Source organism: Luteibacter sp. UNC138MFCol5.1, assembly GCF_900110505.1.
Classification (GTDB): Bacteria; Pseudomonadota; Gammaproteobacteria; order Xanthomonadales; family Rhodanobacteraceae; genus Luteibacter.
On the sequence record NZ_FODZ01000001.1, the window covers coordinates 462,216 to 481,309 of the forward strand.

At 68.1% G+C, this 19,094-nt stretch carries 15 protein-coding genes; 8 read left to right on the forward strand and 7 right to left on the reverse strand.

All coding sequences use genetic code 11. The features are described from left to right. Positions 1-83: 83 nt before the first annotated feature. Both BMY69_RS01960 and BMY69_RS01965 read right to left on the reverse strand, forming a co-directional pair. Positions 84-1,133: a bifunctional transcriptional activator/DNA repair enzyme AdaA gene (locus BMY69_RS01960; protein WP_090175154.1), complete on the reverse strand. Its 1,050-nt coding sequence runs from the start codon at positions 1,131-1,133 to the stop codon at positions 84-86. A 68-nt stretch (positions 1,134-1,201) separates the two neighbouring features. Then, positions 1,202-2,548: an MFS transporter gene (locus BMY69_RS01965; protein ID WP_090175155.1), complete on the reverse strand. Its 1,347-nt coding sequence runs from the start codon at positions 2,546-2,548 to the stop codon at positions 1,202-1,204. Positions 2,549-2,702: 154 nt separating this feature from the next. Between BMY69_RS01965 and cyoA the strand changes: the two genes are divergently transcribed. From cyoA to BMY69_RS01995, 6 genes are all read left to right on the forward strand, one after another. Further along, positions 2,703-3,764, forward strand: coding sequence for a ubiquinol oxidase subunit II (gene cyoA, locus BMY69_RS01970; protein WP_218143107.1), 1,062 nt, complete (start codon positions 2,703-2,705; stop codon positions 3,762-3,764). A gap of 72 nt (positions 3,765-3,836) precedes the next feature. Further along, entirely contained in the window at positions 3,837-5,810 is a 1,974-nt protein-coding gene (cyoB, locus tag BMY69_RS01975) for a cytochrome o ubiquinol oxidase subunit I (RefSeq protein WP_218143123.1), read from the forward strand. Positions 5,811-5,862: 52 nt separating this feature from the next. Then, positions 5,863-6,438, forward strand: coding sequence for a cytochrome o ubiquinol oxidase subunit III (cyoC, locus tag BMY69_RS01980; protein ID WP_254779459.1), 576 nt, complete (start codon positions 5,863-5,865; stop codon positions 6,436-6,438). After that, on the forward strand, positions 6,435-6,845 hold the full coding sequence (cyoD, locus tag BMY69_RS01985; protein ID WP_090058831.1) for a cytochrome o ubiquinol oxidase subunit IV: 411 nt from the start codon (positions 6,435-6,437) through the stop codon (positions 6,843-6,845). Before cyoC ends, cyoD begins: the two co-directional genes overlap by 4 nt. Further along, positions 6,842-7,618 (forward strand): SURF1 family protein, encoded by a 777-nt coding sequence (locus BMY69_RS01990; RefSeq protein ID WP_090175157.1) that lies wholly within the window; start codon positions 6,842-6,844, stop codon positions 7,616-7,618. The genes cyoD and BMY69_RS01990 overlap by 4 nt, the downstream gene beginning before the upstream one ends. A 115-nt stretch (positions 7,619-7,733) precedes the next feature. After that, a complete protein-coding gene (locus tag BMY69_RS01995; protein ID WP_177191048.1) occupies positions 7,734-8,675 on the forward strand; it encodes a DUF535 family protein in 942 nt (313 codons plus the stop codon). Between the two features lie 108 nt (positions 8,676-8,783). Here the strand turns inward: BMY69_RS01995 and BMY69_RS02000 are convergent, their stop codons facing one another. From BMY69_RS02000 to BMY69_RS02010, 3 genes are read right to left on the reverse strand one after another with little or no spacing between them, the layout of a single operon-like run. Continuing rightward, complete coding sequence (locus tag BMY69_RS02000) at positions 8,784-11,243, reverse strand: TonB-dependent siderophore receptor (RefSeq protein WP_090175159.1); 2,460 nt, start codon at positions 11,241-11,243, stop codon at positions 8,784-8,786. A gap of 30 nt (positions 11,244-11,273) precedes the next feature. Continuing rightward, positions 11,274-12,299 carry a FecR family protein gene (locus BMY69_RS02005; RefSeq protein ID WP_090175160.1) on the reverse strand — a complete coding sequence of 342 codons (1,026 nt, stop codon included), beginning with the start codon at positions 12,297-12,299 and terminating at the stop codon, positions 11,274-11,276. After that, positions 12,296-12,838, reverse strand: a complete 543-nt coding sequence (locus tag BMY69_RS02010; RefSeq protein WP_090175161.1) for an RNA polymerase sigma factor — start codon at positions 12,836-12,838, stop codon at positions 12,296-12,298. Before BMY69_RS02010 ends, BMY69_RS02005 begins: the two co-directional genes overlap by 4 nt. Positions 12,839-13,082: 244 nt before the next feature. On the opposite strand from BMY69_RS02010, the gene BMY69_RS02015 reads away from it, so the two are divergent. Next, positions 13,083-14,774 (forward strand): ArnT family glycosyltransferase, encoded by a 1,692-nt coding sequence (locus tag BMY69_RS02015; protein WP_090175162.1) that lies wholly within the window; start codon positions 13,083-13,085, stop codon positions 14,772-14,774. Here BMY69_RS02015 and BMY69_RS02020 read toward each other — a convergent pair. Then, entirely contained in the window at positions 14,771-15,391 is a 621-nt protein-coding gene (locus tag BMY69_RS02020; RefSeq protein ID WP_175472919.1) for a YrbL family protein, read from the reverse strand. The genes BMY69_RS02015 and BMY69_RS02020 overlap by 4 nt on opposite strands. Positions 15,392-15,524: 133 nt before the next feature. On the opposite strand from BMY69_RS02020, the gene BMY69_RS02025 reads away from it, so the two are divergent. Further along, positions 15,525-17,429: an LTA synthase family protein gene (locus tag BMY69_RS02025; protein WP_217642676.1), complete on the forward strand. Its 1,905-nt coding sequence runs from the start codon at positions 15,525-15,527 to the stop codon at positions 17,427-17,429. Between the two features lie 7 nt (positions 17,430-17,436). Here the strand turns inward: BMY69_RS02025 and BMY69_RS02030 are convergent, their stop codons facing one another. Continuing rightward, a complete protein-coding gene (locus tag BMY69_RS02030; protein ID WP_090175164.1) occupies positions 17,437-19,050 on the reverse strand; it encodes an ATP-binding cassette domain-containing protein in 1,614 nt (537 codons plus the stop codon). Positions 19,051-19,094 lie beyond the last annotated feature (44 nt).

Genomic DNA, 19,094 nt, shown 5'->3' on the forward strand with positions numbered 1-19,094 from the left:
AAGGCTGTCGCGGCCAGGTCCGCTCCCACCACCGCGGCTGTTGTGGGAGCGGACCTGGCCGCGACGGCTCTTCGCGAGAGCGCTCAAGCGAACCTTCGTTCGTGCCGCAACAACCAGTCCTTCCGCCACAGCCCACCGCCATAGCCGGTCAGCGACCCGTCCGCACCGATCACCCGGTGGCAGGGGATCACGATCGCCAGCTGGTTCGCACCGTTCGCGCGAGCGACGGCACGCACCGCCGTGTGCCGCCCCGCGGCGGCCGCGATCTGCGCATAGCTGCGCGTGGTGCCGGGCGGAATGGCGACGAGCTCGTCCCAGACGGCCTTCGTGAAAGCCGATCCGTGCAGGGTCAGCGGTGTCTCGAAGCGGCATCGGGTTCCTCCGAAGTACTCGCGAAGTTCGGCCTCGATGGCATCGATCGCCGGCGTCCGGCCGAAGGTGACCGTGGACCGGGTGGCCGTGCGCAGGCGCTTGAGCTCGGTCGGCAACGCGGTGCGATCGAAGAACTCGAGCAGATGGATCGAGCGCTCGTCGCCCACGGCGAGCATGCTGCCGATGGGGGTCTCGATCCAGTCGGCCTTGAGCCATTCGCGCCCGCGAAGGTCAGCCGGGCAGTCGCCGAGCAGGCGCACGATCGCGTCGCGGAATCCGCTACCGGAGTCGTAACCCGCGGCGTGCTGGGCGTCGATCACCGACGCACCCGCGACGACGCGTTCCATGCCCCGGCCGGCGCGCCGTAGACGGGCCATGTCCAGGAACGTCAGCCCGAGGTGGCGCTTGAAGGCGCGGCGGACGGTCGACGGGTCGTAGCCGAGTCGCACCAGGTCGTCTTCCGACCAGACCCGTTCGGGCTCGTCTTCCAGCGCGCGAAGCAGGGCCGACACGAGGGGTTCGCGCTGGCCCACCGGATCCAGCGGCCGGCAGCGGAGGCAGGGGCGGAACCCCGCCTCGAAACATGCCGCCACCGAATCGAAGAACCGGGTGTTCTCCAGCAGCGGCTTGCGGGCCGCGCAGGTCAGGCGGCAGAAGACGCCGGTACTCGTGACGCCCACGAAGACGTGGCCATCATAGGCCGGGTCGCGGTCGAGGAGGGCCCGGTAGAGCGTGTCGCGGTCGGGTAGGTCGAAAAGCATGGCCAAAGGGTACGCCGGCGGGCCGGCGCTCGCCGCCGCGAATCGGGCGGCGATTTACCGGGGCTGGCTCAGGCCTTGTTGCGGTCCGTCTCGAACGCCTTGTTGATGCGCAGGGCGAGCAGGGTGCAGGCCACGCCCGAGAGCAGGTACACGCTGACCGCGCCGAGGCCGAAGCGCATCGACAGGCCGAGGGCCACCAGCGGGGCGAAGGCCGCGCCGATGAGCCAGGCGAAGTCGGACGTCAGGGCCGCGCCGGTGTAACGGAAGCGGCGCGAGAAGTTCGCCGTGACGGTGCCCGCGGCCTGGCCGTAAGAGAGGCCGAGCAGGGCGAAGCCGATGATCAGGAAGGCGTCCTGGGCGATCCGGCCGCCGCCGAGCAGCCACGGCGAGGCGATCGCGAACAGACCGATCAGCACCGCCATGGTGCCCAGCGTGTTGCGACGGCCCACCTTGTCGGCGATGACGCCCGAGGCCACGGTGGCGAGGATCGCGACGAGGGCGCCGACGATCTGGACGGTCAGGACGCTGTCGACCTCCTGCGTCTGGTGCACCGTGATCCACGACAGCGGGAAGATCGTCACGATGTGGAACAGGGCGTAGCTGGCCAGGGCGGCGAACGCGCCGATGAATAGGTTGTAGCCCTGTGCGCGGAACATCTCGATGATGCCGATCGGCTCCAGCTGGCCCTCTTCGAGCAGCTGGGTGTATTCCTCGGTCACCACCAGGCGCAGGCGGGCGAACAGCGCCACCACGTTGATCGCGAAGGCCACGAAGAACGGATAGCGCCAGCCCCAGCCGAGGAAGTCCTCGCGGGAGAGCTGCGTGTTGAGGAACAGGAACAGCGAGGCGGCGATCAGGAAGCCGGTCGGGGCGCCCAGCTGGCCGAGCATCGCGTACCAGCCGCGGCGCTCCTTCGGGGCGTTGAGGGAGAGCAGCGACGGCAGGCCGTCCCAGGATCCGCCCAGCGCAATGCCCTGCAAGAACCGCAGTACGGCAAGAACCACAATGACCGCGTAGCCGTTGGTCGTGTTCGCCGGCAGGAAGGCGATGCAGACGGTGGAGGTGCCCAGCAGGAACAGGGCGGCGGTCAGCTTCGTGCCGCGGCTCCAGTTGCGCTGGATCGCCATGAACAGCGTCGTGCCGATCGGGCGGGCGATGAAGGCGAACGAGAAGATCGCGAAGGCCAGCAGGATGCCATCCAGCTGGCTCAGGAATGGAAAGAACACCGACGGGAACACGAGGACGGACGCGATGCCGTACGTGAAGAAGTCGAAGTACTCCGAGGCACGGCCGATGACGACGCCGACGGCGATCTCACCGGGGGCGACGGCCGCGTGGCTGGTCTGGTGCTGGCGGCGGACGTCGTGTTCGGCGCCTTCCGCGGCATTGTGATGGGCGTGTGAAATGCTCGACATCGGATTCGGCCCGCTCGGGGAGGTGGATGGCAGGATAGCGAAGGATCGCACTACTCGGCTTGTAGAGCCATGGGACAAAGTGTCCTATGGTGAGCGCAGGCGGATCGGCGTATTTTTTCGTGTCCCCACGGTTGCCTCCATCATGCGAATGTCCATGAAGATGTTGCGCGGATTGCTGATCCCCGCCCTCGCCCTGCTGCTTTCGGGCTGCGATGCCGTGCTTTTCTCGCCGTCCGGCGACATCGCCCGGCAGCAGCGCGACCTGATCATCATTTCCGTGGTCCTGATGCTGCTCATCGTGGTCCCCGTGATCGTGATGATCCTGCACTTCGCCTGGAAGTACCGTGAGTCGAACAAGGCCGCCAGCGCCGAGTACGCCCCGGACTGGAACCATTCCACGGTGCTGGAACTGCTGATCTGGGCCGCCCCGCTGCTCATCATCATCGCCCTGGGCGCCATCACCTGGACCAGCACCCACAAGCTCGACCCGTACCGCCCGCTCGACCAGGTGTCGCAGGGCCGTCCGCTGGTCGCCGGCGTGAAGCCGCTGCGCGTCGACGTCGTGGCGCTGGACTGGAAGTGGCTGTTCCTCTACCCGGAGCAGGGCATCGCCACCGTCAACGAAGTGGCCGCCCCGGTCGACCGCCCGATCGAATTCCACATCACCGCCTCCACGGTGATGAACGCGTTCTTCGTGCCGTCCCTGGCCGGCATGATCTACGCCATGCCGGGCATGGAGACGCAGCTCAACGCCGTGATGAACAAAACCGGCGATTTCGAAGGCATTTCGGCCAATTACAGCGGTGCCGGCTTCTCGGACATGCGCTTCCGCTTCCACAGCCTGTCCGAAGGCGACTTCGACGCCTGGGTGGCCAAGGCCAAGGCCAGCGCCGATGAGCTCGGCCGCGAGGACTACCTGAAGCTCGAACAGCCGAGCGAGAAGGAGCCGGTCCATTACTACGGCAGCGTCGCCCCGGGCCTGTACAACGCCATCCTCAACCGCTGCGTCGAATCCAACCGCATGTGCGCCAACGACATGATGGCGCTGGATGCCCGCGGCGGGCAGGGCGTGGTGGGCGCGTACAACGTCACCTCGCTCGATGCCGCGACCCGTGCGCGCGTCGGCCTGGCGGACGACGACCGTCGCTACGTGGGCGCCCTGTGCGTCGCGAGCAACGGCGGCCAGCCGATGACCCCTGCCGGACGTCCGCTCTAAGAGCGCGGCGCCTTCCAAGTATTCAAGCCTTTGCCGAGTCCGGTAATGAACATGCCCGATCTAGCCAAACTGATCTTCGGACGCCTCACCATCGAGGCGATTCCGTACCACGAGCCGATCCTCATCGGCACCTTCATCGCGGTGGCGATCGGCGGTATCGCCCTGCTCACCCTGATCACCCGGGCGAAGCTCTGGGGCTATCTGTGGAGCGAGTGGTTCACCAGCATCGACCACAAGAAGATCGGCATCATGTACATGGTGCTCGGCATCGTGATGCTGCTGCGCGGCTTCTCCGACGCCATCATGATGCGCGCCCAGCAGGCGATCGCCTTCAACGGCAATCCCGGCTTCCTTCCGCCGCATCACTACGACCAGATCTTCACCGCCCACGGCGTGATCATGATCTTCTTCGTGGCGATGCCGCTGGTCACCGGCCTCATGAACTACGTGGTGCCGCTGCAGATCGGCGCGCGCGACGTCGCGTTCCCGTTCCTCAACAACTTCAGCTTCTGGATGACGGTCGCCGGCGCCATGCTGGTGATGGCGTCGCTGTTCGTCGGTGAGTTCGCCCGCACGGGCTGGCTGGCCTATCCGCCGCTCTCGGGCCTGGCGCAGAGTCCAGATGTCGGTGTCGACTACTACATATGGTCGCTACAGGTGGCCGGCGTGGGAACCACCCTCTCCGGCATCAACCTGCTCGCCACCATCGTGAAGATGCGCGCGCCGGGCATGACCATGATGAAGATGCCCGTCTTCACCTGGACCTCGCTGCTGACCAACGTGCTGATCGTCGCGGCCTTCCCGGTGCTGACGGCGGTGCTGGCGCTGCTGGCGCTCGATCGCTACGCGGGCACCAACTTCTTCACGAACGACTTCGGCGGCAACGCCATGATGTACGTGAACCTGATCTGGATCTGGGGCCACCCCGAGGTCTACATCCTCGTGCTGCCGGTGTTCGGCGTGTTCTCCGAGGTCGTGGCGACGTTCAGCCGCAAGCGCCTGTTCGGTTACGCGTCGATGGTCTACGCCACGGTCGTGATCGCGGTGCTGTCGTACCTCGTGTGGCTGCACCACTTCTTCACCATGGGATCCGGCGCGAGCGTCAACTCGTTCTTCGGCATCACCACGATGATCATCTCGATCCCCACGGGCGCGAAGATCTTCAACTGGCTGTTCACGATGTACCGCGGCCGCATCAAGTTCGACGTGCCCATGCTGTGGACCGTCGGCTTCATGGTCACGTTCGTCATCGGCGGCATGACCGGCGTCATGCTGGCGGTGCCGCCGGCCGACTTCCTGCTGCACAACAGCCTGTTCCTGATCGCGCACTTCCATAACGTCATCATCGGCGGCGTGATCTTCGGCCTGTTCGCGGGCATCAACTACTGGTTCCCGAAGGCCTTCGGCTATCGCCTCGACGAGTTCTGGGGCAAGTGCTCCTTCTGGTTCTGGCTGGTCGGTTTCTGGGTGGCCTTCACGCCGCTGTACGTCCTCGGCTTCATGGGCGTCACCCGCCGCATGAACCACTTCGAGGATCCTTCGCTGCAGATCTGGTTCCAGATCGCCGCGTTCGGCGCGTTCCTCGTCGCCCTCGGCATCGGTTCGTTCCTGATCCAGCTGTGGGTCAGCTACAAGCGCCGCGACCAGCTGCGCGACGTTACCGGCGATCCGTGGCACGGCCGCACGCTCGAGTGGTCGACCTCGTCGCCGCCGCCCGCCTACAACTTCGCGTTCACGCCGGTCATCCACGACAACGATGCCTGGTGGGACATGAAGGAGCGCAACGCGCGCCGTCGCCTGGAAGGCTACCTGCCGATCCACATGCCGAAGAACACGGGCGCGGGCGTGATCCTCGCCGGTATCTCGTTCGTGTTCGGCTTCGCGATGATCTGGCACATGTTCCTCGTCGCCGGTATCGCGTTCGTGGCGCTCGTCGCCACCGCGATCGGCCACACGTTCAACTACAAGCGCGATTACTACATCCCCGCCGACGTCGTGGCCCGGACCGAGGCCGCCCGCACGGAAGAGCTTGCCGCCCATGTCTGATATGCACGCCACGCCCTCCGCGGCCATTGCGGAACAGGACGTCGAGTTCTGGATGAAGGAAGACCACCACCCGGCCAACGGCACGTTGCTCGGGTTCTGGATCTACCTGATGAGCGACTGCCTCATCTTCGCCTGCCTGTTCGCCACCTACGGCGTGCTCGGCCGAAGCTATGCGGGCGGTCCGTCCGGCGCCGACCTCTTCGACCTGCCCCTGGTGGCGGTCAACACGACCATGCTGCTCCTGTCCTCGATCACGTACGGCTTCGCCGTGCTCGAGATGCAGAAGGACCGCAAGGGCACGATGATGGCCTGGCTCATCATCACCGGCCTCTTCGGCGCCGCGTTCCTCGGCATCGAGCTGTGGGAGTTCTCGCACCTCATCCATGAGGGCGCGGGTCCGCAGCGCAGCGCCTTCCTGTCGTCGTTCTTCACGCTCGTCGGAACGCACGGCCTGCACGTCACCTTCGGCATCATCTGGCTGATCACCCTGCTGTTCCAGGTGGGTCGCCTCGGCCTCACGCCGGCCAACAAGCGTCGCATCATGTGCCTGTCGATGTTCTGGCACTTCCTCGACGTGGTCTGGATCGGTGTCTTCACCTTCGTTTACCTGATGGGATCCCTGCCATGAGCGCGCAGATCGATTCGCACGGCGCGCATGGCGCGCACGACGACCACCACGACGACGGCGTCGGTCACAGCACCCTGAAGGGCTACATGATGGGGTTCTTCCTCGCCGTGGTCCTGACGGCGATCCCGTTCTGGCTCGTGATGGAAAAGGTCATCCCGAATACGCAGACGCTGGCGGTGGTGCTCCTGACCTTCGCCGCGATCCAGATCGTGGTCCACATGATCTACTTCCTGCACATGAACCCGCGGTCGGAAGGCGGCTGGAACATGCTGGCGCTGATCTTCACCCTCGTGATCGTGGTGATCACCCTGGCCGGGTCCATCTGGGTCATGTTCCATCTCAACTCGAACATGATGCCCGGCATGTCGCACCAGATGACCGAGCAGCAGGTGAAGAACCTGCCTTGAGCGCGGACGTCGCCACGGAGAAGAAAACGCCGCGTCCTCGCGGCGTTTTCGTTCTGGGAGCGCTATCGCTGCTTGGTGTGGCGCTGTTCGCGGGCTTCGTCGCGCTCGGTACGTGGCAGGTGCATCGCCGCGCCTGGAAGCACGACCTCGTGGCGCGCGTCGACGCGCGCGTCCATGCCGCGCCGGTCGATGCCCCGGGGCGTGCGCAGTGGCCGCGGATCACCGCGGCCGACGACGAGTACCGCCGCGTGAAGCTGACCGGCGAATTCCTGCAGGACCGCAGCGTGCGCGTCCGCGCCAGTACCGAACTCGGCATGGGCTCGTGGCTGCTGACGCCGATGCGCTTGCGCGACGGCGACGTGGTCATCGTCAATCGCGGCTTCGTGTCGCCCACCTGGTGCGGCGGCAAGGCGACATGCGCACCGGGGCCCTCGGGTGAGACGACCGTGTCGGGCCTGCTGCGCATCAGCGAGCCGAAGGGCGCCTTCCTCCAGCCGAACGATCCCGCGGCCGACCGCTGGTATTCCCGCGACGTCCCGGCGATCGCGGCGGCCAGGGGGCTGTCCGACGTGGCGCCTTACTTCGTCGATGCGGACGCGGCGTCCTCGCCGGGTCGCGGCGACGGCAACGAGGGTCCCGTCGGCGGCCTCACCGTGATCGCCTTCCCGGACAACCACCTCAGCTACGCCCTGACCTGGTACGGCCTGGCCCTGCTCACCCTGCTGGGCGCCTGGGTCGTCTGGCGCGACGAGCGGCGCAAGCGGAGCGGCTGATCCTCCGCCGTTACGGCGTCCCCGGCACTGGGCCCGCTGCGCGGGATCGCCGATGCGATCGGCTCCCACCTGTCTTGCCCATTTCAATTTTCCGCGCCCTGCACGTCTTAAGGACATGCAGTCCCGTTACCCACACAGTGCGCCGTTCGACGACCTGCCCCACGGCTGGGCGTCGCCCCGCCAGCCGAAGGAGCGCGGCCCGCTGGCCCTCGTGATCGGCCATGCGAGGCGTCGCGCGGCATTGCGCCGGTCGCGTCCCATGCCCGAGCGCCGCCTCGCCTACTTCCTGCGCACGCTCGCGGCGTTCAAGCGCCAGGCCGAGTGGCTGCGGCTCGTGGGCACCTCGCGTGTCATGCGGGCCGCCGCCGAGACCAATCCCCGGGTCTACGAACGCTGGCAGTCGCATTACATCTCGCGCTCGTTCGATCTCGACGTCCGCGCGCGCATGATCGAATCGCATTACCGCTTCGTCGCCCGACAGTTCCCCGAGCGGCTGAGCAACCGCATGCTCCGGGGCCACGACGTGCGGCTCGCGACGCTGCCGCTGGGCAACGGTGAGATCGCCTACCTGCATGCCCGCGCGCCGGAGCACGAGTGCACTGGCGAGCTGGGGTTGTTCCTGCTCAACGGCGACAAGGAAGTCGTGTCGTCGTGCACGGTGACCTTCGCGGGCGATCAGGGTCTGCTGATCGGTGCGATGCGCGGGTCGTGGGCCTACCTCGGCCGCAACGCGATCGCCCGTTTCACGCGCGCGACCGGCGGCCTGCGACCCCGCGACCTGCTGCTCTCGGTGGTCCGGGCGCTCGCGACGCATTACGGCATCGAGCGGGTCCGCGGCGTCTCGCGCGCCGCCCATCCGCTGGACCGCCGTACCGGCGTCACCGCCGCGGCCTACGACCGTTTCTGGAAACGCCACGGCGGCATCATGGGGCCGGACGGCTGCTACGAGATTCCCCGTATCGACACGGCGAGCGGCCGCGCCGAGCGCGACGCGTTCCGCCGCGAAGCGTGCGACGTGGCGCTCAGGGCATTCGCAAGACAACACGCAGTGTTGTAGGAGCGCCGTGGGAGCGGCCCTGGCCGCGACGCCTTTGGGGCCGTGAGCCACAGGACCTGAAGCTCTTCGCGAAAGTCGTCGTCCCGAAACGCACGAACGCGCCATCGATCAAAAATCGTAACACCCCGTCAGCAGCACCACGCGCCCCTGCCGCACAGGCACGAACGTCTCGTCGAAGTTCACCGCGTAGAGCGTGCGGTCGAAGAGGTTCTTGACGCCGAGCGTGACGCGCCAGCGTTCGCCGTAGCGGGAGACGTTCGCCTCGACGCTGGCCTGGCCGGGAATGCCGAAATAACGGCCGTCGGCGGTGGTGCGGCCCAGGCTGCGGCTCCTTGCGAGCACGCCGGCGGCCACGCCCCACGGCTTTACCTCGCCGCTGCCGAAGCGATAGCTGCCCCATACGGCGGCCTGATGCTTCGGTGCGCCGGTCGGACGGGTGTCGTCGTTGTTGTGGATGCGCGCCTCGGTGAGGCTGGCCAGCACGTCGAGCCCGGGTGCCACTTCGCCCGCGAACTCCACTTCCAGTCCGCGGTTGGTCTGGCCGGGGCCAGGCGTGGCGAAAAAAGGCGGCTCGGGCGAGACGAGGTCGACGCTGTGATCGACGCGGATGCGGTAGACCGCCGCGGTGAGGCGTGCCCGCTGGTCGAAGAGGTCGAACTTTCCGCCGACCTCCACCTGCCGCGACGTCGCCACCGGCAGCGGCTGGCCATCCTTGCCGAGCAGTGGATCGGGCTGGAAGCCGGTGGAGGTGTCCGCGTACAGCGCGACATCGGGCGACACCTTGTAGACGACGCCGAGCTTCGGGATCCAGCGCGACTGGTGCACGCGCCGCGGCGAGCCGTCTTCCCATCGCGTCTCCAGCCGATAGCTGGTGCGGCGAAGCGCGGCGAGCACGTTCCAGTCCTCGCCGATCGCGATCTGGTCCTGCAGGTAGATGCCCGCGTTGGTCTGCCACGAACCGCCTAGATTCTGCACCGTCGTGCTCACGGGCGTGACCATCGCGTTGTACTTCTTCGAGAAGTCGCTCGTCGTGCGCAGGTCGTACGCGATGGGCCGCGTCACGATGACGGACCCGCGATCCATCGAGCCTGCCATGTCGTCGCTCACCTCCACATTGCCGTTACCGTCGTCGCCGGCGTGCGTGCGCGCGAGGTCGATGCCCATCAGCAGCGTATGCGTGACGTCGCCGTGCTCGAAGCGCGTGGTGAGGTCGTTCTGCCACGTCCAGTACGTGCCGGAATAGCGGAAGCGGCGATCCACCGCGTCGAGCGCACCGGCGAAGCCACCGATCAGATACGACTGGCTGCGGCCGTCGCTGCGCTGGCGCACGTACTGGCCCTGGCTGTGGAACGTCCAGTCGTCGGCGACGTCATGATCCAGCTCGAACACGGCGCGACTGGTGCGGAACGTGGAGACGTCCGTCGGATCGTTCGACGAGACGTCCGAAAGCGTCGCGGTCGAAAGCGTCGGACCCAGCAATACCGAGTGGTCGGGACCCGGCACGCGGTTGTCGACGAATTCCAGTCCGGCCATGACGCGCGTGCGGTCACCCTGCCACGCGAGCGACGGGGCGAGGTAGGCGCCACGCCCGCCGCCGTAACCCTGCGGCGTCTTCTCGCCGCGTTGTCCCGCGGCGACGAGGCGGTAGGTGAACGCACCGTCCTTCGACGCGGTGCCGGCGAGATCGAGACCCACGCGTGCGCCGTCGTACTCGCCGAGCGAATAGGTCAGCGTGCGCACGGTGCTCGCCTGCGGCCGCTTCATGACGACGTTGATCGAGCCGCCGAAATTGTTGTTCTGCGAGGCGTCGCCGAGGATCGCTTCCGGGCCGCGCAGCACTTCGACGCGCTCGATGCCGATGAGCGGAGGCAGGTCTTCGGTGCGGGCGATGCCGTTCGGCATGCCGTCCGTCATGCCATGCCCGGCATCGAAGCCGCGGATGAGGAAAAGTGGCGATCCGCCGTAACCATCCACGTACTGGACGCCGGCGACGTAACGCGCCACGTCGCCGATGTCGACCGCCTGCTGCGATTCGATGGCCTGCTTGGTGACCACCGTGACCGATTGCGGCACGTCGCTCAGGCGGGTTTCGTTGCGCGTGACCGTGCGGGTCGAATCGGCCTTGAAGCCGGTGTCGGAGACGAGGCCACGCACGTCGACCGTCGCCAGGGGCACCACGCTGTCCGGGTCGAACGTCACGTCGGCATCGACCGGCGCGGGTGTCGCGTTTCCGGCCTTCTGGCGCTGGCGGACGACGACGGTGCGCGTGTCGTAGGACTCGCGTTCGAGATCGGTGCCTTCGAGCAGTTCGTCGAGCGCCTGGTTCGGCGTCAGCACGCCTTTCGCACCGCCGGTGCGCCAGTTCGCGATCGATCCGGAGGCGGTGAGCACCTGCACGTTGGCCTGCTGACCCCATGCGAGCAGGGCGGTCGCCAGCGGTTGCGGATCGATGGAAAACGCCTTGGGAGGCAGGTTGCCGTCGGCCGCGGCGTCGGCCGCGCTGGCGCAGCGCATCGCGACGACCAGCGCGAACGCGCCGGTGAGTGCGCGCCGGCGCCCGCGAAGCATGTACGGCAAGACCTGCGGCCCCTTGGGTTTTCAGCGCGGCTGGGCACTCCGCGCCATCGTCGTCTGACGGGCGAGTTCCAGTCGATCGGGGTAGGTGGCGACACGCACCGGGAAAACCCGCGGCAGGGCGGCCACCCAGCTGTCGATGGTATCGACCTCGACCGTACCGGTAAACGTCAGCTTGCCCAGCGTGGGGTCCGCCAGGCGAACCGGGCGCTTGCTGTAGCGATTCACGTTCTCCACCACCGAGGCCAGCGGTTCGTTGACGAACTCCAGCCGATGCCCGCGCCAGGCGACGGCGTTGGCCGGATCGACGTCGAGGATGCGCATCGCCTGGGTCTCAGGATCGAACGAGACTTCGCGGCCGGCGCCCAGTTCGACCGTGCCGGCATCGCTCTGGGCCGCCATCGGCGACACGCGAACGCGGCCTTCCGTCACCGTGACCGTGACCCGTTCCCCCGTGCGACGGACGTTGAAGGCGGTACCGAGGTCGCGGATCCGGAGGGGCCCGGCGTTGACGATGAAGGGGCGCTCCGCGTGCGCGACGCGGAAGAACGCCTCGCCCGCGTCGAGATCGACCATGCGCTCGTCGCGGCCGTAGCGCGCGGTCACCGAACTGGCGCCACCCAGCTCGATGCTCGAGCCGTCGGGAAGCGCGATGTCGCGATGACCGGCGCGTTCGCTGGCGTAGCTGGCGCTCACGTCCTGGGTGCGGGGCTTCAGGGCCAGGAACGCGCCCGCGCCGACGACCGCCAGCGCGACACCGGCGGCGAGCGCCAGGGCGAAGCGCGGACGACGGGCGCGCGCGGGAGCCGTCGCCGTCGCGGGGACGTAGCGGTCCACGAACGCGCGGCGCTCGGCGCCGCCCATGGCGGCGATGGACTCGGCGAGCGCGGACGCCTGTTCGAAGGCGTCGGCGTGGCGCGGATCGGCCTCCAGCCACTCGCTCCAGGCGAGAAGCTCGGCGTCGGGCAGGGAAGGATCGCGCAGCCGCGTCCACCAGTCGGCGGCGGTGTGCTCGAGTGGCCGGTCGAACGGGGAGGTGGTCGTTGTCATCGGGGGTTCTCCGCGCTGTCGCGGCGTTCTCGGCAATGCGCCAGGGCATTGCCGACGTGGTAGCGCACCATGCGCTCGCTCAGATTCATCTCACGCGCGATGGTCGCGAAGTCGCGTCCGTCGATCATGTGCATCACGAAGGCGCGACTCGTTTTCGGCGGCAGCTCGTCCAGCGCGACGCGCAGGTCCCGCCACTGTTCGTGGGCCGAGGCGTGCTGCTCGGGAACGGGCGTGACATGCCAATCGTCGGCATCCGGATCCACCGGCGCCGTCGCCCGCACGTTGCGCATGCGGATCCGGTCCACGGCGAGGTTGGACGCCGCGCGGAAGAGGAACGCGCGCGGTGCGTCGATCACCGTTTCGTCGCTCAGCGAGAGCAGCTTGAGGTAGACCTCCTGCGCCACTTCCTGGGCGTCGGCCAGCGAATTCAGGCGCGCGCGGAGGAAGGCGACGAGCGCCGCGTTGTGCTCACGGAACAGGTCGACGACCTGCCGGGCCCGGTTGCCGCCCGACGAGGCGGCCGCCTCGGATGGATCCATGGTTTGCCTGACCGCGTTCATGGGCTGGAGGGGAATGCTTATGGTCGCACGGTGGGAAATCGGCGCCCGTACGGGCAGGGACGAACGCCGATTTCCGCACCGGCGAACCCTTAAGACGTGCCAGCTCCACGAAATTGAAACGGCTCCGGCGAGAAAATGCGGTCACGTCGACTAAGCCCTTGATAGGGTAGAAAGACTTTTCTTCGGCTAGGATCGCCCCAGCCCGCCAGGACCGCCGGTCGAGATGCCACAGAACGACGAACGCCTCCCCTTACGTGAATTCGCCTGGTTCATGCTGATCGCGCTGGTCGTGCTCGCGGCCGGCATCGGCATGCGGGACCCCTGGCCGCCGGACGAGCCCCGCTTCGCGCTCGTGGCCCGCCAGATGCTCGAAACCGGCCAATGGCTGTTCCCCCAGCGGGGCGCGGAGCTGTATTCCGACAAGCCGCCCATGCTCATGTGGACGGAAGCCTTCTGGATGTGGATCACCGGCGGCTGGCGCGGCGCGTTCCTACTGACCTCGCTGCTTTCCGGCCTCGGCACCCTGGCGCTGGTCTGGCACCTCGGCCGCCGGCTGTGGAGTCCGCGCGTGGGACTGGTCGCCGCGGGGCTGGTGCTGGCGACCATGCAGTTCGTGGACGTGATCCGTCACGCCCAGATCGATCCCCTCAATCTCTTCTGGATCACCCTGGGCAACACCGGGATCCTGCTGCACTGCCTGCGCGGCCCGAACTGGCGCATGTACTGGCTGGGCTGCTTCGCCGCCGGCCTGGGCGTGATCACGAAGGGCGTGGGCGTCGTCGTCCTGCTGATGCTGCTGCCGTACGTGCTGCTGCGCGTGCGCGCGTGGCCTGGCGTCACGACGACGCGCGGCGATGGCTGGCGATGGGCCGGCGGCGCGGCGGCGTTCCTCGTCGCGGTGTCCCTCTGGCTGGCGCCGATGCTGCTCACGGCGTACGGCCAGCCGACGCCGGAGCACATGGCGTACGTGCGCGACATCCTGTTCCGCCAGACAGCCGAGCGTTACGCGAACTCCTGGCAGCACGAGGAAGCCCCCTGGTACTTCCTGCTGGTCATCCTGACGCACTGGGTGCCGACCTGGCTGCTGATCCCGTTCGTGGCGAAGCCATGGCGCGAGGCGCTGCGCCAGCGGGACGGGCGCGTGTGGATGCCGCTGCTGTGGGTCGTGCTGGTGCTCGTGTTCTTCTCGATCCCGAGCGGCAAGCGCGAGATCTACATCCTCCCGGCCCTGCCGATGCTGGCGCTCGCGATGGCGCCGTACGTGCTGGAGCTGCTCAGGACGCGCTGGCTGCAGCGCGCGGCGTTCGCGATCGGAATCGCCTGCGGCGCGATTTTCGGCGCGGCCGGCCTGTGGGCCCTGATCAAGGCGCCGAAGGCGGCGCGCCGCATCGCCGAGGGCTACGAGTTGAGCGGCCACGGCGAGGCGCTATGGATCTGCGTCATCCTCGTCGGCGCGGGCTTCTTCCTCGCCGCGGCGATCGCGCGGCCGCGCCGTGGCGTGGCCGCGCTCGCGGGCGGCATGGCGCTCGCATGGATCATCTGGCCCCTCGGCACCTTCCCCCTGCTCGATGCGAACCAGTCGACCCGCCAGCTCATGGAAGAGGCCGATACGACGATCGGCCCCGATGGCCAGCTCGGCCTCGTCCTGTGGCGCGAGGAACTGATGTACCAGGCGCGCCGGCCGGTCGCCGAGTTCGGATTCGCGCGCGACGCGGCCAGCCAGTTGCGCGATGCGCGTGCCTGGCAGGCGGCCGATCCGGCGCATCGGTGGATCCTCATCAACGACCAGGCGCTCGACGCATGCGTCGTGGCGGGCAAGGCGGTGCCGCTCGGGAAGGCGAACCGGGTCAGCTTCTCGCTGCTGCCCGCGGAAGCGACGCGGGCCGGTTGCGAACCCGGCCCGACGCGGCCTTAGACCGCGGGTGCCTCGGCGCGCGTGCGCCGGAGCATCCGCTCGTACTTCTTCTTCGTGCGCGACGCGTTGTGCGCGCGATTCATCGAGCAGTGCGGCACGATGTTCTTCTCGCCGAAGCCGTCGATCATCACGAGCCGCGGGCCGCCGCGGGAATCCTCGCCGTAGACCACGTTCCAGGCGTGGAGGTCGGCGGCGATGGTGTTGTGCGAAAGCAGCCGGGCGTAGAAGCTTTCGAGTTCCTGCTCCGTCCTGCGCGTGAAGCCTTCCGCCTTCACCCAGTCGTGCAGCGTCGGGGCGAGGCGGCCGTCCGGGGTCCGCACCTTCTCCACGATCTGGCCGAGGCCGATGTCGGTCATCTCCAGCCCCACGACGCGCGCGATCGGCGAGGTCTCGTACCCGCCCACGTAGATGCTCGTGACGTACTCCCGGAACTCGCGCACGAAGTCCTTGTACGGGCCGCTGCGCGCCAGGCGCCGGTACCACGGCGTGTCGTTCCAGCGCTGCTCGATGGACGCGGCGGAGATCACCTTGATCAGGAGGTTCTCGTCGTCGGGATGCTGGTACACCTCGCGGACGTGGCCCGTGGCGATCGGCGTGGCATCGGCCAGTCTGAACATCGTGGATCCTCGCTGGGGCCGTCGGCGAAAGGCGGCCGTAAGTTGCTGACAAGGCGCACAGTGTAAAGTCACGGGCCAGTAACATGCGTTTTCCATGCGCGGCCGTCCGCCGCGCTCGATCCGGGACCTATTCGTGCGCAAGCTTTCCTGGCGTTTCATCGTCGTCGCCCTCGTCTTCCTGACGCTCTCACGTATCGGCCTGTCGGTCTGGCAGTGGGGCCGCGTGCACGATGCCGGTGGCATCTGGCCCATCCTGCTCGGCGGCTGGCGCATCGACATCTCCCTGGTGGCGATGATCGTCGCCTGGCCGGCGCTGCTGTCGCCCTGGCTGGGCCATCGCGCATGGCCGACCCGGCTGGCCGCCTGGTGGCTGCGCTTCTGGTGGCTGGCCTTCGTGCTGCTGGAAGTCTCCACGCCGCAGTTCATCGTCGAGTACGACACCCGGCCGAACCGCCTCTGGTTCGAGTACCTGACCAGCCCCAACGAAGTGGCATCCATGCTCTGGCAGGGCTACAAGCTCTCCGTCGGCGCCGGGCTCGTCGTCTTCGTCCTGCTCGGCTGGCTCGGCTTCCGCCTGCTGCCGACGCGCCGTCCGGATGCGCGTCCGATGCGCGGCTGGTTGCGCCCGGTGGCGACGGCGCTGATCTTCGTCGTCCTCTTCCTCGGCGGCCGCGGCACGCTGCAGCACCGTCCGCTCAACGCGTCGCAGGTGGCGTTCACCAGCGACGCGATGGTCAACACGCTGCCGCTCGACTCCCTCTACAACGTGCTCAACGCCGCCATCGCGCTCGGCAACGAGCGTTCCGCGTCGGCCGTGTACGGCAAGATGCCGGAAGACGAGATGCAGTCGATCGTGCGCGCCGCCGCCGGTTTCGACGGCGCGCCGCTCGATCCGACGTACCCGAGCCTGCATCGCCAGCAGGCGACGCGGCAGGGCGACAAGCCGCTGAACCTCGTGATCATCCTCGAGGAAAGCCTCGGTGCGCAGTTCGTCGGCAGCCTCGGCGGCGCCGGCTACACGCCGGAACTCGACAAGCTTTCGAACGACGGCTGGTGGCTGACGCGTGCCTACGCCACCGGCACGCGCAGCGCGCGCGGCCTCGAAGCGGTGACGACGGGCTTCCTGCCCACACCGGCCGAAGCGGTGCTGAAGCTTCCGCGTAGCCAGCGCGACTTCTTCACGCTCGGCGCGCTGCTCGACACGTTCGGCTACCACACGCGCTTCCTTTACGGCGGCGAGGCGCACTTCGACAACATGCGCTCGTTCTTCTTCGGCAACGGCTTCAACGAAGTCGTCGACCGCGCGACGTTCGAAACGAAGCCGTCGTTCGTCGGCTCCTGGGGTGCGTCCGACGAGGACATGTTCAACGAGCTGCATCACCGCCTGATGGACGACGGCGAGAAGCCCACCCTGACCGTCGCGTTCTCCGTCTCGAACCACACGCCGTGGGAATACCCGGCCGGCCGCATCCAGGCCGAGGGCGATCCCGCGAGCAACGCGAACGCCGTGCGCTACGCGGACTGGTCGATCGGCCGGTTCTTCGAGAAGGCGAAGCAGTCGCCGTACTGGAACCACACCGTGTTCCTCGTCGTCGCCGACCACGATGCGCGCGTCTTCGGCGCGAGCCTCGTGCCCGTCCGCCACTTCCACATTCCCGCGCTGATCATCGGTGCCGGCGTGCCGGTGAAGAAGGACGATCACATCGTCAGCCAGGTCGACCTCGCACCGACGTTGCTCTCGCTCATCGGCATCAGCAGCGAGCATCCCATGCTCGGCGCGGACCTGACGCAGCGCTATCCCGATCGCGCGATCATGCAGTACGGCGACAACTACGGTTACCTCAAGGGCGACACGCTGGTCGTGCTGCGCCCGAACCAGGAGGCGACCCAGTACCACTATCTCGTGCAGGGCGAGAAGCTCGACCCCGAGGCCGTCGATCCGCAGCTGGAGAAAACGGCCCTCGCGCATGCCCTCTGGCCCAGCTGGGCGTACGGCAACCAGCGATACCGCCTGCCTCCGAAGGGCGAGTCGAAGTAAAGGATGCTCAGAGCGGCTGCATCACCCAGCCGCTCGCCGTCACCTCCAGGCGGTGCGTCAGCCCTAGCCGGTCGAGGAACGCCTCGTCGTGCGATACGACGACGAGCGCGCCGTCGTACTGCGACAGCATGGCCTCCAGCGCCTCGAGCGACGCGAGGTCGAGGTGGTTGCCCGGCTCGTCGAGCAGCAGCAGGCCCGGTGGCGGCTCCGCCACCAGCGCGTGCGCGAGCGCGGCCTTCAGCCGCTCGCCGCCACTGAGGCTGCCGACCTTCGCCGAGATACCGCCCGCGTCGATGCCGAGCAAGGCGAGCCGCAATCGCAGCGCGTCCTCGCCGGCGGCGGGGTTCGCCTCGCGCATCTGATCGATCAGAGGGCGCGAGGCGTCCAGCGTCGCCAGGCGCTGATCCAGGAAGGCCACGCGCACCGGCACGTCGCGGCGGCCGTCGATCGGGTCGCGGTTCCCCGCGAGCACGTGCAGCAACGTCGACTTGCCACTGCCGTTCGGCCCGACGACGCCAATACGCTGGCCCGCGCCCACGATCAGATCGACGCGTGCCGCCGCACCGCGCACGAAGGGAAGGGTGACGCCATCGAGCAAGGCCACGCGGCGCGGGCCGCCGGCCGTTCCAACGGGTACGAGCAGTGCCACCGACGCGTCGTCGTCGACGCGCTTCGACGCATCGGCCACGCGCGCGGACAGCGCATCGCGCGCATCCTCCTGCCGCCGCCGGAGCCGGCCGGCGCTCGCTTCGCTACGTCCTTTCTGCCCGCCGAGCAGGATCGGTGCCTGGTTCGCGTCGGCGGCATCCTTCCTGCCACGCGACTGCCGTCGCTCCTGACGCTCCCGCTGATCGCGCAGCGCCGCCTCGCCGCGCTTCCTTTCCGCCTTGCGCGCCTCCAGCTCGCGCAGGGCGTTCCCACGCTCCCGCTGACGCGCCTCGGCGTAAACGTCGTAACCGCCGCCGTAACTGCGCAGCCCGGATGGTGTGAGTTCCACGATGCGCTCCATCGCGCGCAGCAGGGTCCGGTCATGGCTGACGACGAGCAGTCCGCCCGGCCACGCGCGGATCCAGTCGAGCAACGCCGCGCGTGCCGCGCCATCCAGATGATTGCTCGGCTCATCGAGGATCAGGTAATCCGCACCACGCAGGCGCGCGCCGAGCAGGGCGACGCGCATCGCTTCGCCGCCGCTCAGCCGCCGTGCCGGATCGCCCACGCCCACATGCGCGAGGCCGTCGGCGTCCAGCGCATCGCGCAGCCGCTCGCGCGCGTCCCAGCGATCGTCCACCGCGTCGAAGTCGGCCGGATCGCTGCTGCCCGCCTCGATGCGGCCGAGTGCGTCGATCGTTGCGCCGACGCCTGCGAGCGAGGCGACCGTCTCGTCCACGTCGTCGGCGACGCGCTGCGCGAGGTAGTACACCGTTCCGTGGCGCACGACGCGCCCGCTCGTCGCTTCGGCCTGCCCGGCGAGCACACGGGCGAGCACGCTCTTGCCGACACCGTTGCGGCCGACGAGCCCGGTGCGCCGTTCGTCGAAGGTGTCGTGGAGGTCCGAAAAGAGTGTCCTGCCATCCGGCAGGATGAAAGAAGCGCCATCGAGCGCCAGGTACGTCGTCGTCATTTGCGATTCCAATGCATGCCGTCGGCTTCCCCGAAGTCGGGAAG

Coding starts and splice junctions, on each gene's coding strand:
- BMY69_RS02005 (WP_090175160.1), bottom strand. CDS start 12,299: ATGACAACGACCACCTCCCCGTTCGACCGGCCACTCGAGCACACCGCC.
- BMY69_RS02010 (WP_090175161.1), bottom strand. CDS start 12,838: ATGGATCCATCCGAGGCGGCCGCCTCGTCGGGCGGCAACCGGGCCCGG.
- cyoD (WP_090058831.1), top strand. CDS start 6,435: ATGAGCGCGCAGATCGATTCGCACGGCGCGCATGGCGCGCACGACGAC.
- BMY69_RS01965 (WP_090175155.1), bottom strand. CDS start 2,548: ATGTCGAGCATTTCACACGCCCATCACAATGCCGCGGAAGGCGCCGAA.
- cyoC (WP_254779459.1), top strand. CDS start 5,863: ATGAAGGAAGACCACCACCCGGCCAACGGCACGTTGCTCGGGTTCTGG.
- BMY69_RS02030 (WP_090175164.1), bottom strand. CDS start 19,050: ATGACGACGACGTACCTGGCGCTCGATGGCGCTTCTTTCATCCTGCCG.
- BMY69_RS02020 (WP_175472919.1), bottom strand. CDS start 15,391: ATGTTCAGACTGGCCGATGCCACGCCGATCGCCACGGGCCACGTCCGC.
- BMY69_RS01995 (WP_177191048.1), top strand. CDS start 7,734: ATGCAGTCCCGTTACCCACACAGTGCGCCGTTCGACGACCTGCCCCAC.
- BMY69_RS02015 (WP_090175162.1), top strand. CDS start 13,083: ATGCCACAGAACGACGAACGCCTCCCCTTACGTGAATTCGCCTGGTTC.
- BMY69_RS02000 (WP_090175159.1), bottom strand. CDS start 11,243: ATGCTTCGCGGGCGCCGGCGCGCACTCACCGGCGCGTTCGCGCTGGTC.
- cyoA (WP_218143107.1), top strand. CDS start 2,703: ATGAAGATGTTGCGCGGATTGCTGATCCCCGCCCTCGCCCTGCTGCTT.
- BMY69_RS01960 (WP_090175154.1), bottom strand. CDS start 1,133: ATGCTTTTCGACCTACCCGACCGCGACACGCTCTACCGGGCCCTCCTC.